At 60.7% G+C, this 15958-nt stretch carries 15 protein-coding genes, 1 tRNA gene and 2 pseudogenes; 3 read left to right on the top strand and 15 right to left on the bottom strand.

The window, feature by feature from the left end:
* The 15 genes and pseudogenes from Q0R02_RS12045 to Q0R02_RS12115 form a co-directional block, all read right to left on the bottom strand.
* Positions 1-390, bottom strand: a pseudogene (locus tag Q0R02_RS12045) (propionyl-CoA--succinate CoA transferase); the annotation flags it as partial.
* 59 nt (positions 391-449) lie between these two features.
* Entirely contained in the window at positions 450-896 is a 447-nt protein-coding gene (locus tag Q0R02_RS12050; RefSeq protein WP_293883820.1) for a host attachment family protein, read from the bottom strand.
* 89 nt (positions 897-985) lie between these two features.
* Positions 986-1453 carry a response regulator gene (locus tag Q0R02_RS12055; RefSeq protein WP_293883821.1) on the bottom strand — a complete coding sequence of 156 codons (468 nt, stop codon included), beginning with the start codon at positions 1451-1453 and terminating at the stop codon, positions 986-988.
* Positions 1454-1490: 37 nt separating this feature from the next.
* The gene (locus Q0R02_RS12060) at positions 1491-2120 is read right to left on the bottom strand and encodes a response regulator (RefSeq protein ID WP_293883822.1); all 630 of its coding nucleotides are present in this window, start codon (positions 2118-2120) and stop codon (positions 1491-1493) included.
* Positions 2107-3693 carry a PAS domain S-box protein gene (locus Q0R02_RS12065; protein ID WP_293883824.1) on the bottom strand — a complete coding sequence of 529 codons (1587 nt, stop codon included), beginning with the start codon at positions 3691-3693 and terminating at the stop codon, positions 2107-2109. Before Q0R02_RS12065 ends, Q0R02_RS12060 begins: the two co-directional genes overlap by 14 nt.
* Before the next feature lie 207 nt (positions 3694-3900).
* Complete coding sequence (locus Q0R02_RS12070) at positions 3901-4542, bottom strand: YoaK family protein (protein ID WP_293883826.1); 642 nt, start codon at positions 4540-4542, stop codon at positions 3901-3903.
* A gap of 39 nt (positions 4543-4581) precedes the next feature.
* On the bottom strand, positions 4582-5412 hold the full coding sequence (locus tag Q0R02_RS12075) for a universal stress protein (protein WP_293883828.1): 831 nt from the start codon (positions 5410-5412) through the stop codon (positions 4582-4584).
* Between the two features lie 188 nt (positions 5413-5600).
* A complete protein-coding gene (locus Q0R02_RS12080) occupies positions 5601-5927 on the bottom strand; it encodes a VIT1/CCC1 transporter family protein (RefSeq protein ID WP_367271469.1) in 327 nt (108 codons plus the stop codon).
* Positions 5924-7024 (bottom strand): annotated as a pseudogene (locus Q0R02_RS12085) (IS3 family transposase). Before Q0R02_RS12085 ends, Q0R02_RS12080 begins: the two are co-directional and overlap by 4 nt.
* Before the next feature lie 385 nt (positions 7025-7409).
* Positions 7410-7485: transfer RNA gene (locus Q0R02_RS12090), tRNA-Lys, on the bottom strand.
* Between the two features lie 51 nt (positions 7486-7536).
* Positions 7537-8643, bottom strand: a complete 1107-nt coding sequence (gene rodA / locus Q0R02_RS12095) for a rod shape-determining protein RodA (RefSeq protein WP_293883902.1) — start codon at positions 8641-8643, stop codon at positions 7537-7539.
* A gap of 10 nt (positions 8644-8653) precedes the next feature.
* Positions 8654-10615 (bottom strand): penicillin-binding protein 2, encoded by a 1962-nt coding sequence (gene mrdA, locus Q0R02_RS12100; protein ID WP_293883830.1) that lies wholly within the window; start codon positions 10613-10615, stop codon positions 8654-8656.
* Positions 10612-11130: a rod shape-determining protein MreD gene (locus Q0R02_RS12105; protein ID WP_293883832.1), complete on the bottom strand. Its 519-nt coding sequence runs from the start codon at positions 11128-11130 to the stop codon at positions 10612-10614. The genes mrdA and Q0R02_RS12105 overlap by 4 nt, the downstream gene beginning before the upstream one ends.
* Positions 11127-12008 carry a rod shape-determining protein MreC gene (gene mreC, locus Q0R02_RS12110; RefSeq protein WP_293883834.1) on the bottom strand — a complete coding sequence of 294 codons (882 nt, stop codon included), beginning with the start codon at positions 12006-12008 and terminating at the stop codon, positions 11127-11129. Before mreC ends, Q0R02_RS12105 begins: the two co-directional genes overlap by 4 nt.
* Positions 12009-12025: 17 nt before the next feature.
* Entirely contained in the window at positions 12026-13072 is a 1047-nt protein-coding gene (locus Q0R02_RS12115; protein ID WP_293883836.1) for a rod shape-determining protein, read from the bottom strand.
* A 98-nt stretch (positions 13073-13170) separates the two neighbouring features.
* On the opposite strand from Q0R02_RS12115, the gene mutL reads away from it, so the two are divergent.
* From mutL to Q0R02_RS12130, 3 genes are read left to right on the top strand one after another with little or no spacing between them, the layout of a single operon-like run.
* Positions 13171-14892, top strand: coding sequence for a DNA mismatch repair endonuclease MutL (mutL, locus tag Q0R02_RS12120; RefSeq protein ID WP_293883838.1), 1722 nt, complete (start codon positions 13171-13173; stop codon positions 14890-14892).
* Positions 14892-15431, top strand: coding sequence for an MOSC domain-containing protein (locus Q0R02_RS12125; RefSeq protein WP_293883840.1), 540 nt, complete (start codon positions 14892-14894; stop codon positions 15429-15431). The genes mutL and Q0R02_RS12125 overlap by 1 nt, the downstream gene beginning before the upstream one ends.
* Complete coding sequence (locus Q0R02_RS12130; RefSeq protein ID WP_293883842.1) at positions 15428-15955, top strand: 2'-5' RNA ligase family protein; 528 nt, start codon at positions 15428-15430, stop codon at positions 15953-15955. The genes Q0R02_RS12125 and Q0R02_RS12130 overlap by 4 nt, the downstream gene beginning before the upstream one ends.
* The last annotated feature ends 3 nt before the right edge of the window (positions 15956-15958 follow it).

Raw genomic sequence — 15958 nt, forward strand, 5'->3', positions numbered from 1 at the left:
CGCCATCGGCGCGACCTGGCTCAGGTGCATGTCGAAATATTCCATCTCGCCACGATTGATCTTTTCGCGCGCAATCGGGTCCGAATTATACGGCAGGCGGAACTCGATCCCGTCCGCCTTGGCGAGCGCGCCATCGAGTTCGGGGCCGGTCGAGGCCCCGGTCCAGACGCGGACCTTGAACGGATTGCCCGCAGCATGTTCGGCTTCGATCCGCGCGGCGAGTGCCAGTGGCACAGCTTTAGGATAGCCCGACCCTGTAAATCCGCTCAGCCCTACTGTGCTTCCTGATGTGATGAATTTGGCTGCGGCGTCAGCGCCCATCACTTTGGCTCGAAGCACTTCGCTCTGAATGCGATTGCCCGAAAAAGCCTTCATGGCGTCTTCAGTCATTGGATGCCCCTGTGTCAGACCGCGCACTGTTCTGCATCGTACCGCTCTGTTCCTTCAATCTATTTCGGGTAGTCCTGGAGAAGCTCAGCGACTTCGGTTGAAGGCCGACCGGCAAAATCCTTGTCTATCTCGGCCACGAGGCGTTTTTTTAGATCCGCGCTGTAGTGATGTCGCATGACGCCGAGCACGTGAGGCGCGGCCACAATGATGAAGTCAAACTTTGATTGTTGTGCCAGTCCGTTCAGCGTGTTGATCGCCGCTTCCGCGAACTTGTCTTCTTCCATTTGATGGAAGTCAGTAGATTCATAAGCACTTCGCCCAGCTCCCGCTGAACTGAAGCTGCGACCGGGTTTGTCCGTTCCCATATCAGCCGTGGACTTAGAGTGCGTTACTCGATGTTCAAGCATTTCGAGGTCTATCGCGGCCTCACGCCCCCGATTACGAAACAATGACATTTTTGCTCCATCAACGACCAGTATGAGCGCACCGTGAAACACCAGCATCATTAAATCCTTTAGCAATATCGTCAGACGGGGTTGGAGCCCGACATTTCAGCCTTGTCCCTAACGAATGGATATTTTGCACTGATAAGCCATCAGGCGCCAGCCTCGGACTTTACGCATCTCGCAAGGGTTGGGTGATGTGAGTTTTCTGCACGCTCGACTGAAGCAGAAATAGCGGTGATCAAGGCGCGGTCGCCGATGCCATGATCGAACACTCTATCGCCATGTCGATGCGCTTCCTGCACCAGCGCTTCGGTAGGAAAATCCTGATCAAGCAGTATTCCTGTGCCCCGCCAACCCGTTGCCCTCATCTGACGCAGCAAGTCGAGACCGTTGATGCCCTGCATTCCTACATCAAGAACTATGCAGGGATAGTCGCGAGAGACAGGATCGGCGAGCAGGGCCGCGCAAGTAGAATAGGAGCGCACATCGTATTGCTCTGAACGTAACATAATCTGGCGAGCACGTCGGATGGTGGGATCGCCATCGACGAGAGAAACACGTACGTTTTCGTAACCTTGAGTAATGATGAGGAACCTTTGTTGCCTCACCCGTTGCACAGTTTAGACAGCCCGGTCTGTACGTAGATAACGAGGGTTACGCTACCTCGGCTTCATCTATCCCGGAGGCGAAAGCTATTCTAAGCACGTCAGAAAGGCTCCTTGCATGGAGCTTGTCCATCAGATTGGCGCGATGCACCTCGACCGTCCGGGTCGCGATGTTCAGGTCAAACGCCACTAGCTTGTTGGGACGCCCCGCAATCATCCCTTTAAGAACATCGCGTTCGCGAGCGGTGAGCGCTGCCAGTCGAACAACCGCCTCATTCTTGGCGAGCTTCTCGTGGGTGCCTCGTTTCGAATAGCGGAGCCCTTCTTCAATCGCGGCAAGCAGTATCATCCTTTCAAACGGCTTTTCCAGAAATTCGATCGCTCCTCCTTTGATGGCCCGAACGGCGAGCGTGACATCGCCATGCCCAGTCAGCATGATGATGGGCAAGGTGATACCCCGCTCGCTCAGCCGCGCCTGAACTTCCAGTCCGTCAAGTCCGGGCATTCGCACGTCCAGCAGAACACATCCCTGGCTCTCGCGCGTGACCGCCTTTAGGAAGTCATCGCCGGAGGCAAAGGTGCTCACGGTGTAACCTGCCTTGCGCAGCAGAAACCCGATTGACTGACGGATAGCTTCGTCGTCATCGACGATAAAGATAATATGCTCAGACTCGGTCATCAGCAGTCTCAGCAAGCGGAATGCAGAAGTTAAAGGCGGTTCCGCCGCCTTCGACAGCATCAGCCCATATCCGGCCGCCATGGGCCTCGACGATCGTCCGGCAGATTGAGAGACCCAAACCCATGCCATTTTCCTTTGTGGTTGCGAACGCCTCGAAAAGTCGTGTGCGGACACCGGGCTCTATGCCAGTGCCGGTGTCGACAACGGATATCTTCACCCAGCTCGGGTCATCCAGAGACGCAACAATCGAAAGTTCCTTCGAAACGGTCCCCTGCATTGACTGAAGTGCGTTTCGAATGAGGTTTACGATTACCTGCTGGATCTGAATCCGATCGACCCTCACATGGTTGAAACCTGAAGCGATATCGATATTGACGGTAACCCCGGCCTCGTGCGCGCCAATCAGGCCAAGACTGCTTGCTTCTCTTACCAGATCGTCAAGAGGCTCAAGCTCGAAGCTGGTCTCACCGCCATCTACAAACGCGCGTAAACGCCGAACGATATTGCCAGCACGCAGTGATTGCGCTGCCGCCAGTTCGATCGCCTCGCCAATTTCACCGAGCTGCTGGTCCGCGCTCTCGCCAATCATCGCCCGCGCAGTTTCGAGATAATTTGCAATAGCAGTTAGAGGTTGGTTGATCTCATGAGCAAGTGTGGACGCCATGGTTCCCATCGCGCTCACTCGAGATACGTGAACGAGTTCGGACTGCAGTTCCTTCATTTTTGTCTCGCTCTCGTGCCGCGTCGTGACGTCCCGGATAAAGCCGGTAAAGATGCGTTCGCCAGAGATGGAGACTTCGCCAACAGCCAATTCGATCGGGAAAGTTTCGCCGGACCGGCGCATCGCCGTCACGTTACGAACGCTGCCGATGATGTGCCGAACGCCAGTCTTGACATACGTTGACAGGTGGCTGTCATGATCTGAACGATCGGCGGCGGGCATCAGCATGTTGACGTTCCTGCCGACGACTTCGTGTTCGGCGAAGCCGAACAGTTGCTCGGCCGCAGCACTAAAGGAGGAGACCGTTCCCAGCTCATCCATGACGATCATTGCATCGGGCACGGTTGCCAGGATCGAACGCAAATGGTGCTCGCGTCGCACAATAGCTGCTTCAGCGGCTTTCTGGTCGGTGATGTCGCGTATGACTTTACCGAAGCCTTTCAGTGCGCCATTCTCATCCCGCAAAGCCGTCATCGTGACGCTTGCCAAAAACTCCGACCCGTCCTTGCGAACCCGCCAGCTTTCCTCCTCGACGCGTCCAAGAACATTGGCGCGCGCAAGATCAGAGCGGGGTTTTCCGGCTGCAATATCGTCGGGCGGATAAAATATAGCGAAATCCCGACCGACGATCTCAGCTTCACTCCAACCCTTGATCCGTTCAGCTCCACGATTCCAAAGCGTCACCCGGCCTTGTGGATCAAGCATATAAATCGCGTAATTGGTTGCCCCGTCGATCAACAAACCCAGTTCGTCGGCCAACACCACATGCCGACGCGCCGCTATCTCGGCGCTTGTGAATTCTTGGTCCAGATCGACTGCCGTCAAGCCCTGGAAACCGACCAGCAGGTGCACATGATTGCTAAGATGTTGAATTCCAAATTGCTAAGAGGTCACCAGAATTCTGATCGGCAATTCACCGCAGAGGTATCCGTGATCGTACACCGCAATCGAACCTTTGGCGAGCGCATGGCCTAGATTATGTTTTTGCTGACCCGCTGCCCCATACTGTGGAATGCGGCAGCGTATGATCAGCGGATTAAGCGTCTCACGCTTGTCTGCTTAGTATTGGGTTTCAATACGGCATTTTGTGATGACTGCAAGGAGTGCTGCAAACCCAGCGCCGGCCCAGAGTACAGACATTCCCGCTTCGGAATAGGCTATTGCTCCAAGAGTGCCCCCGCCCAGCAGTCCCGCCCAGAGCAGGAGGTAAGATCCCCATCCTTTCACGTCGCCGCCTTGAATGACCGTGGAGAGATAACGCCCCAACTTCACGATCGTGCCCGTCATGTAGGTCAGCGCCACTGAGGCTTCCCCTTCCTCTCCTAGAACGACATTCTCGGCCCCCATTGCAATCGCCAGGCAAGCTATTGCGGCAGTTTTATCGCCGATTGCTGCCAGAAATGCAGCTGTCGCGAGCATGAGTGAAAGGATAAAAAGTACAGTAGTCCGCCGCCTCTTGCGCACATAGTCTCCGGCAAGTGAGGCTGCGGTAACACCGATAACGAAGCAGCCAATCAAGCCAAACGCGATAACCGCGGCAATGGAGCCATGCGCTAAGCCCACACCAAGGCGCGTGGTGTTGCCGCTCATAAAGGAGACGAAGAAGCCGCCCGTTTCAAGATAGGCGATCGCGTCCACATATCCTGCCAGCGCAGCCAGGCTGATCGCCAGAGCTTGTGACGTACGACTGTGGCTGATCATCGGCGCTGGTTCATAAGCTCTCGCTAAGGCTGACTGGGATCAATGTGACAGCAGCGCGCAGTACTCGGCATGTAGGGTGAGATCGCGGGTGACGCCGCCAAGGACCCATTCACGCAGCCGACTGTGCCCATAGGCACCGGCAACTACCACGTCGGTTTGATAATTCCGAAGGCAAGCATTCAGTTGATAGGCGTCGTCACCTTCTGTTGTACAAGTGAAGATTACATCGGCACCGATACCGTGGTGACTGAGCCAATGCGCCACGTCGTTCATGCTCTCCGTCGCTTTCTGCCGATCGCGCTCAGGAGCGAGATGCAAAATGCTGACGTGTTTGGCAGTTTTGAGCAGTGGCAGCGCGTCGGCCACGGCACGCCTTGTCTCGCGCGTATCCTTCCACGCGATCGTCATTCGATCCAGCTTCAGACCAGATGCTTGGCGCGGCACGATCAACACGGGCCGCCCAGCCTGCATGACCACCTGCGCGAGATTTTGTCGCCGTGCTGTGTCAGCCGGATCAAAAGAAATCGCGCTCGTAACCACGAGATCGGCGCATCGTGACTGTAGGGCCACAAAATCGGCAGTCGGTTCTATGCCAATAGATCTGCGCCATTCGACTTTGTTGGGCTTGTCACGAAACGCCGTCCGGAACTCTGCTTCGGCCACGGCCATTTCCCGCATTATCTCTTCATGGTCCACATTCATCAGCGTGGGCGGCATAGGAACATCGCAATAGGAGATTGGGACAGGCTGACAGGCTGCTACACCAATCACTCTGGAACTATGGTGTTCGGCGATTTCCCCCACCACTTCAAGTAGCCTGGCGTTGGTGTGATGGAGCTTCATATCAACCATGATCGTCTGATAAGTCATTCCTAAGGTCCTTCGAAGGGTCGTATGTGCGCAATAGGTGGAGGCTTCTTAGGCTATGAGCCCCAGACTGCTCAATCCTCCAACCGTGCCCCTTCAACGGGGATTCAGCCACTATCGGAAATTACTCACACGGGGATAGCGATCGAAATACCACCACAGCGCACCCGCCAGCTCGACGCCAGACTTCGTCAAATTGCACGTCCTACGAGTCGCCCGATGCCGGCCGTAATCACAAGAGCAAGGCCACCCCAAAGCACAACCCGAAACGTGGCGCGAGCGATGCTGGCGCCGCCTGTTGCACCACCGATCGCACCGAGAAGCGCGAGGAACAACAAAGTACCCAGCGTTTCTGCAGCCACAAGGAGATGTGCCGGTGAGAATACGACGATGAGCAAAGGCATCGAGGTGCCACAGGTGAATGTGGCGGCCGAGGTCAATGCTGCCTGAATTGGGGATGGGGCATTGAGGGTCCCCCGGTTTCTCATCCAGGTCGAGGGTGAGTTTCCGGCGTTCATTCGGCCGCTTTGGTGGCCGCCGCCGCAGCATATTCGATGGGCGTCAGCCAGCCAAGCGATGTGTGAGGCCGGCTCTCGTTATAGTCCCGCCGCCAGGCGTCGATCTTGGCCCGGGCGTCTTCCAGCGATAAGAACCAGTGCGTATTAAGGCACTCGTCGCGCAAGCGACCATTAAACGACTCAACGAACGCATTGTCCGTTGGTTTGCCGGGGCGGCTGAAGTCGAGCGTGACGCCGTTCTCGTATGCCCAGCGGTCGAGCGCCTTCGAGATGAACTCCGGCCCATTGTCCACCTGAATGGTTTTAGGCGCTCCCCGCAACAGCGTGATCTGCGTCATCGCTTCGACCACCTGTTCGCCCTTGATCCCCTGGTCGACGTCAATCACCAGAGCTTCGCGGGTGAACGCATCGACCACAGTCAGCGCGCGCAGTCGCCGACCGTCGAATAGAGCATCGGAGACAAAGTCCATCGACCACATGTCGTTCGCCGCCAGTGCTGCAGGTTGCCGTTCGCGGTTGGCAGCGCTGACGCCCTCGCCTTGGTTTCTTGAGCCGAAGGCTCAGTCCATCATTCCGGTAAAGTCGGTAGACACGTTTGTGGTTCACGACCCATCCCTCCCTGCGCAGCAGGATGTAGATCCGGAAATAGCCGTAACGCGTTCGCGTCGCCGCCAGATCGCGGATGCGCATCACCAGCGGCGTCTGGTCCGGTCGATGCGAGACGTAGCGTACCGAGGAACGCTCGACCCCCAGCGCCGAGCAACTGCGCCGTTCGCTTACAGCATGGGACGCCTGGACGTACCCGACGAGCTCGCGCCGTCGTTCAGGCGTCAGAGCTTTTTTGACAGGACATCCTGCAAGATGTGCTTGTCTAGGCTCAGATCGGCAACCAACTGCTTCAACTGCCGATTCTCGTCCTCGAGCTGCTTTAGACGCCTCAGCTCGCCGACCCCGAGACCGCCGTACATCTTCTTCCAACGATAGAACGTCTGCTCCGAAATCCCCATTCGCCGGATGACTTCGGCCACCGGTGTACCGGTTTCCGCCTGCTTCAACGCAAAGGCAATCTGCTCGTCCGTATACCTAGATTTCTTCATTTCCAGCTCCTTGCCCGAAGGCTTCAAAAGACCAGAAAACTCTCGCTTAAAATGGACTAAAAAACAGGGGGGACGTCAACTTCGCCCCCTAAACGTGTGTCTCACCACCCCCCTCATCTTTCCCCGTTATTCTTCCGATGGACCAATGCCTGTGTTGCCATAGGGGCAAGCCGTTTCTGAGCGACCTATCATTGTGGCAACGAGGGGCGACTTCGCTTCGGATGCGGGGAGCAGACGCCCATGGACCGGGTGGCGGAATTAGCCTAAGCTGCCAATACTCGTGAAGAGCGCAGGAGGCATGAGGGTTGAAGCGAGGATTGTGGCCGTCTTGTGGCCAGCCTCCTGCCAGCCATCGCCAGCAAACCCGCTAAGTTATTGATAACAATGGTGGACGCACTTGGGCTCGAACCAAGGACCCGCTGATTAAGAGTCAGCTGCTCTACCAACTGAGCTATGCGTCCGCTTGTTGGGAGGCGGGCCGTTAGCATTGCATTTCACGATGCGCAACCGCTTCAGGAAAAACCTGTGTGTTGCCGGTTCCCGTCGCGTTCGATACTCATCAGAATTCCGATGCACATCAACACTGTCAGCATCGCCGTGCCGCCGAAACTGATTAGCGGCAACGGGATGCCGACGACCGGGGCCAGCCCCATGACCATCATCAAATTGATGGCGACATAAAAGAAGATGGTCGTCGTCAGGCCCGCCGCCGCCAGTCGGCCAAAGCGCGTGGGTGCGCGGGCAGCGACCCGCAGGCCCCAGCGGCACAGTAGCAGGAAGCCGATAATGATCGCCACGCCGCCGACCAGCCCCCATTCCTCGGCCATCGTTGCGAAGACAAAGTCGGTGTGACCCTCAGGCAAATAGTCGAGATGGCTCTGGGTGCCGTTGAGATACCCCTTGCCAAAGACGCCGCCCGATCCGATCGCGATTTTCGATTGGGTGATGTGATAACCGGTGCCGAGCGGATTGCTTTCGGGATTCAAAAACACCAGTACCCGGTTGCGCTGGTAGTCGTGCATCTGCGACCAGACGATCGGTAGGATGAGGGCGAATGAACCGGCGGCTCCGGCAAAGAGGCGCAAGGGGATGCCCGCCAGGAACACCACGACGATGCCCCCGGCCGCGATCATCGTTGCGGTGCCGAGGTCGGGCTGGGTCAGCACCAGCAGGAACGGCAACCCGATCATGACGGCGGGCGGCCAGAGCGCGTTGACGCCGCGGATCTCGCCAGCGGGAAGCAGGTCATAAAAGCGCGCGACCGCAAGCACGATGGTCAGCTTCATCAACTCGGACGGTTGCAGGCGGATGATGCCGAGATCAAGCCACCGGCGACTTCCGCCACCGACCGCGCCGAGCAGTTCGACCGCGACCAGCAGCAGCAGCACGCCGGCAAAGGCGGGAAACGCACCCGCCTTCCACAGGCTCTCCGGGATGCGGCTGAGGCCGAGGGCAAAGATCAGGAACACGACAAAGCGGATGCCCTGCGACATGGCCCATGGCTTCAGATGCCCGCCCGACGCCGAGTAAAGCACCACCAGGCCGAACCCGACCAGCGCGACGACCAGTGCAATGATGGCCCAGTTGAAGGAGCGCAGCGAGGCGGGGATCAGGCTCATCTCCAGCGACTCATTGCGCGGTGTCCTGTTCATTGTCGGTCGCGGTGGGCGCAGCCACCTTGGGCAGGGCATAGCCCGCAGCCTTTTTGGCCATGCGCGTGGCGATGTCGCCGCCCCAGCCTTTTTCCTGTTCGACCAGCGTCGCCATCGCCTTTTCGGGGTCGAACAGATAGGTCATCGTGTCGCGCGCCACCGGTGCTGCCGCCGATGCGCCCCAGCCACCGTGTTCGATGATAACCGAGACGGCGTAACGCGGGTTTACGACCGGCGCGAAGCCGACGAACAAGGCGTGATCGCGGAATTTCCAGGGCAGGGCCGCGTTCGACAGCACCCCGCTGGCGCGTTCGGCCATCGTGATCCGGCGGACCTGCGCGGTGCCGGTCTTGCCACCCATCTGGATGCCCTCGACCGGGAGTTTGGCGACCGACGCGGTGCCGAAACCAGAATTCACGACGTTGCCCATCGCCTTCTGCACAAAGGCGAGGTGTTCGGGCGTAATACCGAGCGAAGCGCCGGGGCCGCCGCGCCCCGTCAGGTGCGGGGAAACGGCGTTGCCGCTGGCGATCCGCGCCGCCATGACGGCAAGCTGCATCGGGCTGACCAACACATAGCCCTGGCCGATCGAGGTATTGACGGTGTCGAAGGTCGACCAGGGCTTTTTATAGCGCCGCATCAACCATTCGGGATCGGGAACGGTGCCATAACGCTGCGAGGGGACGGGCAGGGGATATTCGGCACCCAGACCCAGTTTGCGAAACATTTTGGCGAGCGGAGCGATACCGGCCATCTTGCCGAAATGGTAATAATAAATGTCGCAACTTTGGATGATCGCACGTTCGAGCGAGATCGCGCCGTGTCCGCGGCGCTTGGAGCAGTGGAAAACCGCATTGCCGACGCGATAGGCTCCGGTACAGACGACGGTCGCATTGGGGTCAATCCCCGCCTCCAGCAGCGCGAGTGATGTAGAGGGCTTGGACGTCGAACCAGGTGGATACAGCCCTTGCAGCGCCTTGTTCACCAGCGGCAGATGGTCGTCGCTGGTCAGCGCGGCATATTCGGCGCGCCCGATGCCGTCGGAAAAGCTGTTGGGATCATAGGCGGGCATCGATGCCATCGCGAGGATACCCCCCGTCAGGGTATCGATGACGGTCACCGCGCCCGAATTCTCGCCGAGCCGACGCGCAGCATAGGCCTGGAGCCCGGCGTCGATGGTCAGGTGCAGTGTGTCGCCCGGGATGTCGGGGCGCGTCGCGAGGTCGCGGACCAGCTTGCCGCGCGCGGTTACCTCGGAACGCCGGGCTCCCGGCGCACCGCGCAGGCTGGGCTCGAGCATTTTCTCGATACCGTCCTTGCCGATCTTGTAACCGGGTGTGAGGTAAAGAGGATCCTTGGTTTTCTTGTACGCCTCCGCCGACGCCGCGCCGACATAGCCGAGCAGGTGGCCGACCGCCGCGCCTTCGGGATAATAGCGCGCAAACCCTTGTGCTGGCACGACACCCGGCAAATCGGGCGCACGGATGCTGAGAGCTGCGTATTTCTCCCAGTCCAGATGTTCGGCGACCTGAACCGGCTGGAAGCCCGAGGCGCGGTCGATATCGCGCTCGATGCGGTCGCGGTCGTCGCTGGTCAGGCCGAGCAAATTGGTCAGCGTGTCGAGCGTCTTGTCCTGATCGACAAGCCGGTCGGGGATGATGTCGACGCGAAACACCGTGCGATTGAGCGCCAGCGGCTTGCCTGCCCGGTCGACGATCCAGCCCCGTCGCGGCGGTATGAGCGACAAGTTGACCCGGTTGCTTTCGGCCAGCAGCGCATAGCGTTCGTTCTCGAACACCGAGAGATAGGTCATGCGCGCTGCCAGCAACACGCCGACGCCCACCTGTGCGCCCCCGAGCACGAAACTGCGGCGGGTGAAGCTGAATTGCGCCTGCGCCTCCGACACGCTGCGCTTGCCAAGTATCCAGTCGAACCTCATCGCGCGAGCCTGAAGCGATCGAGCGTAGCGCATAGTCTTGCAACGATGGGAAACAGCAGGACCGACACGAGTATCTGGGGGAGCAGCAACAGCACCGGCATTGCCCCGCCGGTGATATGCGCGATGCCCAGCGCCAGCACCAGCTCGCCCGCGATGGCCAGCGCGGCAATGCCCCAGTCCTGCCAATGGTCACGCCAGACGAGGCGGCTGTCGATCACGTCGATGACCAGAAAGGCAATCGTCCACAGCGCCATCGCGGACCCCAATGGCTGGCCGCTGAAGATGTCGTCGAACAGGCCCAGCGGCAGCGCCACCCAGACCGGCCACAAGTCGTCGCGCAACAGCCGCCAGCCGAGCAGCACCATGAACCCGAACGGCGGCAGGATCGGTGCCGTCCAGATTTCGGGCAGCAGCGGGGTGAGCGAAGCGATCATAACCGACAGGATCGGAACGATTTGCCGTTCGACCGCACCGGGCGGGGGCCCGAACGACGAACGGCGACGCAGCGCAATCATGGGTTTCCCGTCGGGACGGGGGCCAGATCGGGCACCGGCGGAACGAACGAAGGCTCAACGGTGGCGAAGTCGAGACGGCGGGGGTCGGCCAGCGGTCGAGCAATCACGAGCTCACGATTGCGGATACGCGCGACCGCGACCGGGACATCGGGCGGATAGATGCCGCCGGTTCCCGACGTCATGAAAATGTCGCCAGGCCTGAAGGGGTTGCCTGCAGCTTCAAGCGCGCGAATGTCGAGTCCCCCATCGCCGCGCCCCGTGGCGAGCGCGGGCATGCCGTCGGACAGGCGACGCACTGGCACGACGTTGCCACCATCGGTAATCAGCAGAACGCGCGCGGTAATCCGGCCGACGGTGACAATGCGCCCGACCAGCCCCTCCGACGTGCGGACCGGCTCGCCATTCTCCACCCCGTGCGCGGTCCCGGCGGAGAGGGTGGCATAGCGGCGGCTGCTGGCCCCGGTCGAGGCGATCAGGCGGGCAGCAACGATCGTGCTCCGTTCGCGCTCGACCAGTTTTAAAAGGCGCTTCAGCCGAGCGTTCTCGTGCGCCACGGCCTGTGCCTCAATCAATTTGGCGTGGGTGCGGCGCAGTTCACCCTCCATCGCGCGGTTTTTCGATCCCGCTTCGATATAGGCCGCGATCCCCCCGAGGCCCGCGCTCGCTACCTCTACCATATTGCGTCCGGCAACCGACACCGGCGAAGTCAGGTCGGCAAAGAAGGACTGTATCCCGGCGTGACCCTCAGGGTCGAAACGCGCGGTGAGGGCGAAAATCAGCCCCAGAACGACACCGATCACGGCGATCACATAGCCGGCGAACAGGCCATATTGCGCGCGACGGGAAAATCCGGGGCGCCGGGAGGAGGGCGGCGCCATATCGGGTCAGCCGTCCGTCAGGCAGTCTGGAGGACGCCGCGGAACATCGGGTCTTCCAGTGCGCGCCCCGTGCCGAGCGCCACGCAAGTCAGCGGATCGTCCGCCACCGTAACGGGTAATCCCGTTTCATCACGCAGAACCTCGTCCAGCCCGCGCAGCAGCGCCCCGCCACCGGTCAGGACGATACCTTGGTCGACGATGTCGGCAGCAAGTTCGGGCGCGGTGTTTTCCAGCGCGATACGAACGCCCTCGACGATCGTGCCGACGGGTTCGGACAGGGCTTCGTCAATCTGGCCCTGGTTGATCGTGATTTCCTTCGGCACGCCGTTCACCAGATCGCGACCCTTGATGTGAATCGTTAGGCCAATACCGTCCGCAGGCGGCTTGGCCACGCCGACTTCCTGCTTGATGCGTTCGGCGGTCGATTCGCCGATTAAAAGGTTGTGGTTGCGACGGACATACGAAACTATCGCCTCGTCCATCTTGTCCCCGCCGACGCGCACCGACGTGGAATAGGCAACCCCGCGCAGGGACAGAACAGCGACTTCGGTCGTGCCACCGCCGATGTCGACGACCATCGAACCGATCGGTTCGGTCACCGGCATGTCGGCACCGATCGCGGCGGCCATGGGCTCTTCAATCAGGAAGACCTGGCTGGCACCGGCGTTGGAGGCGGCATCACGGATCGCGCGCCGTTCCACCTTGGTCGAACCCGAAGGCACGCAGATCACGATTTCGGGCCACGATGGAAAGCGGCGCTGGCCGTGGACCTTATGAATAAAGTGCTTGATCATCTGTTCGGCCACGTCGATATCGGCGATAACGCCATCACGCAGCGGACGAATGGCCTCAATACTGCCGGGGGTCTTGCCCATCATCAGCTTGGCGTCGTCACCCACCGCCTTGACGCGTTTCACGCCGTTGATCGTCTCGATCGCGACTACCGAAGGTTCGTTCAGCACGATGCCGCGCCCGCGCACATAGATGACCGTGTTGGCCGTGCCGAGGTCGATGGCCATGTCGTGCGACATGAACTTGAAATAACGCGAAAACGGAAATTTCATAGTGGGGAAACTCGGTGCCTTTTGAGCCGCGCGGCATATGTGAATATTCCGCTGCGGCCGGGTCGCGGGATGAGGTCGATTGGGCTAGAGCACCATCCATGTCAATACGGCGGCTACCACCAACACTCGTCAATCGCATCGCGGCGGGCGAAGTGGTCGAACGACCCGCCAGTGCGCTGAAGGAGCTCGTCGAAAACGCCATCGACGCGGGGGCCAAGCGAATCGCCGTGCGACTGACGGCAGGGGGCATCGACGGGATCGAGGTTATCGACGACGGCTGCGGTATGATCGCCAGTGAAATCGAACTGGCGCTGGAACGGCACGCCACGTCGAAACTGCCCGATGACGCCATCGAACTGGTCGCCACCCTGGGGTTTCGCGGCGAAGCGCTGCCTTCGATCGCGAGTGTCGCTTGCCTCACGATCGAGAGCCGGACCGCCAGCGGAGAAGGGTGGTCGCGCACCGTCGACAACGGCGAAATGACCGGCCGTGGCCCCGCCGCTCTGCCCCCGGGAACGCGCGTGATCATCTCAGGACTGTTCGACAACATCCCGGCACGCCGAAAATTCCTGCGATCGGCGCGCAGCGAATACGCCGCCTGCATCGACATCATGAAGAGGCTGGCGATGGCGCGTCCCGATATTGCCTTTTCGGTCGAACATGACAGCCGCCGCACGATGACTGTGCAGGGCGAAGGGCAGGGCGCACGCGTCGCGGCGCTGACCGACCGTGCCTTGATTGAGAATAGCGTTGTTATCGACCTGACCCGCGACGGCATCCGGCTGGGCGGCATTGCCGGGTTGCCAACGTTCAACCGCGGGGTCGCTGATCACCAGTTCCTGTTCGTCAACGGGCGTCCGGTGAAGGACCGCGTCCTGATCGGCGCTGTCCGTGGTGCCTATGCCGACATGCTTGCCCGCGACCGTCACGCGGTGGTGGCGTTGTTCCTTGACGTGCCCCCAGGCGAAGTCGATGTAAATGTACACCCGGCCAAGACCGAAGTCCGGTTTCGCGATCCCGGGCTGGTTCGGGGACTGATCGTGGGCGGACTACGCGCCGCACTCGATGGCGCGGGGCATCGCAGCCAGCCACGCCCTTCGGCAGCAGCGCTGGGCGCCTGGACCAGCCAGCCATCGCAGCCGCCAGCACAACATTCGGTGTGGGAGCGCGCCACCAGCTTCGCCCCGCCCCCGATGGCCCGGGCCGAAATTGCCGCAGTTCCGATCCCAGAGGCTTTATCGTTCCCAATGGGCGTGGCGCGGGGCCAGGTCGCGGCAACTTATATCGTCGCGGAAGCCGAGGATGGGCTGGTGATCGTGGACCAACACGCCGCGCATGAACGGCTCGTGCTGGAACGGATGCGCAAGGCGACGGCGAACGGCGGCGTGGCGATGCAGCCGCTGTTGCTGCCCGAAGTGGTCGAGCTGGAGGAAACGGCGTGCGACCGGCTGGAGGGGCGCGCGGCCGAACTGGCGGAATTCGGCCTTGATCTGGAACGGTTCGGCCCCGGCGCGATGCTGGTGCGCGGGGTGCCGGCGATGCTGGGGCAGGCCGACGTCCGGGGACTTGTCACCGACCTTGCCGACGAACTGGCGGCTTTCGGGGAGGCGCTGTCGCTGAAGGAACGCATCGATGCGGTCGCGGGCACGATGGCGTGTCACGGGTCGGTCCGAGCCGGGCGCATATTGTCGGTCGCGGAAATGAACGCCCTGTTGCGTGAAATGGAAGTGACGCCACATTCGGGCCAGTGCAACCATGGCCGCCCGACCTGGGTAAAGCTGGCGCACCGCGACATCGAAAAGTTATTTGGGAGACGTTGATGAAAATAATCGCGGTATCACGCCAGCAACAGCACCGAGTGACCAAAGATGTCGTGGCGTCGATCCAGCTGGTGGCAGGCCACGGCGTCGAGGGTGACGCCCATTTCGGGGAGAAGGTCAAACACGGTTATGCCGTCAAGAAGGATCCGACCCGGCCCAATTTGCGACAGGTCCACCTGATGCCCGCCGAATTGTTCGATGAACTCTCGGAAAAGGGATTCAGGGTCACGGCGGGCGTGATGGGCGAAAATGTCACGACCAGCGCGATTGACCTGTTGGCGCTGCCGACGGGCACTCGGCTGCACCTGGGCGACCAGGCGGTGGTCGAACTGACCGGCCTGCGCGACCCATGCGTGCTGCTCGATCGGTTGATGCCGGGCCTGATGAAGGCGGTGCTGACCCGCGATACCGAGGGCAGGCTGGTCCGCAAAGCGGGCGTGATGGCCATCGTCATCGAAGGCGGCGAGGTCAGGGCCGACGATACGATCACCGTCGCGCTGCCCGCCGGTCCCCATGTCGCGCTCGAGCCGGTCGATTGACCGCGCCCATCATCGTCACCGCGCTGTTCGGTGCCGGTGATTTTGCGATCCTAGACGCATTGCGGCGCGCGCATTTTCCACCCGAACGCAACGTCCTGCGCGCGCATTTGACAATGTTCCATCACCTGCCGCCGTCGGTTGTCGGCGAGGTGAGCGGACTGTTGCAGGACGAAGCGCGGGGCAATGATCCGCGGGCCCGGCTGGCCAGCCTGATCAACCTGGGCGGCGGGGTCGCATTCAGACTGGAGAGCCCCGAACTGGAGGACATTCGTGCGCGTATCGCCGACCGGTTCGCGTCGATGCTGATGCCGCAGGATCGCAATCCATGGCGGCCGCACGTGACCGTGCAGAACAAGGTCAAGCCGCCCGAGGCACGGGCGTTGCTGGACGCGCTGTCGGTCGACTTTCGCCCGCGCGCACTCGAACTGGCGGGTCTCGCCGCGTTTTACTATCGGGGCGGGCCGTGGGAGCCGATTGCGGCCTATGCATTTGGGACGGGGCGGAAGATCATGGCTCCGGCCTGAAAG

This window comes from Sphingomonas sp. (assembly GCF_025353885.1).
Lineage (GTDB): Bacteria > Pseudomonadota > Alphaproteobacteria > Sphingomonadales > Sphingomonadaceae > Sphingomonas_O.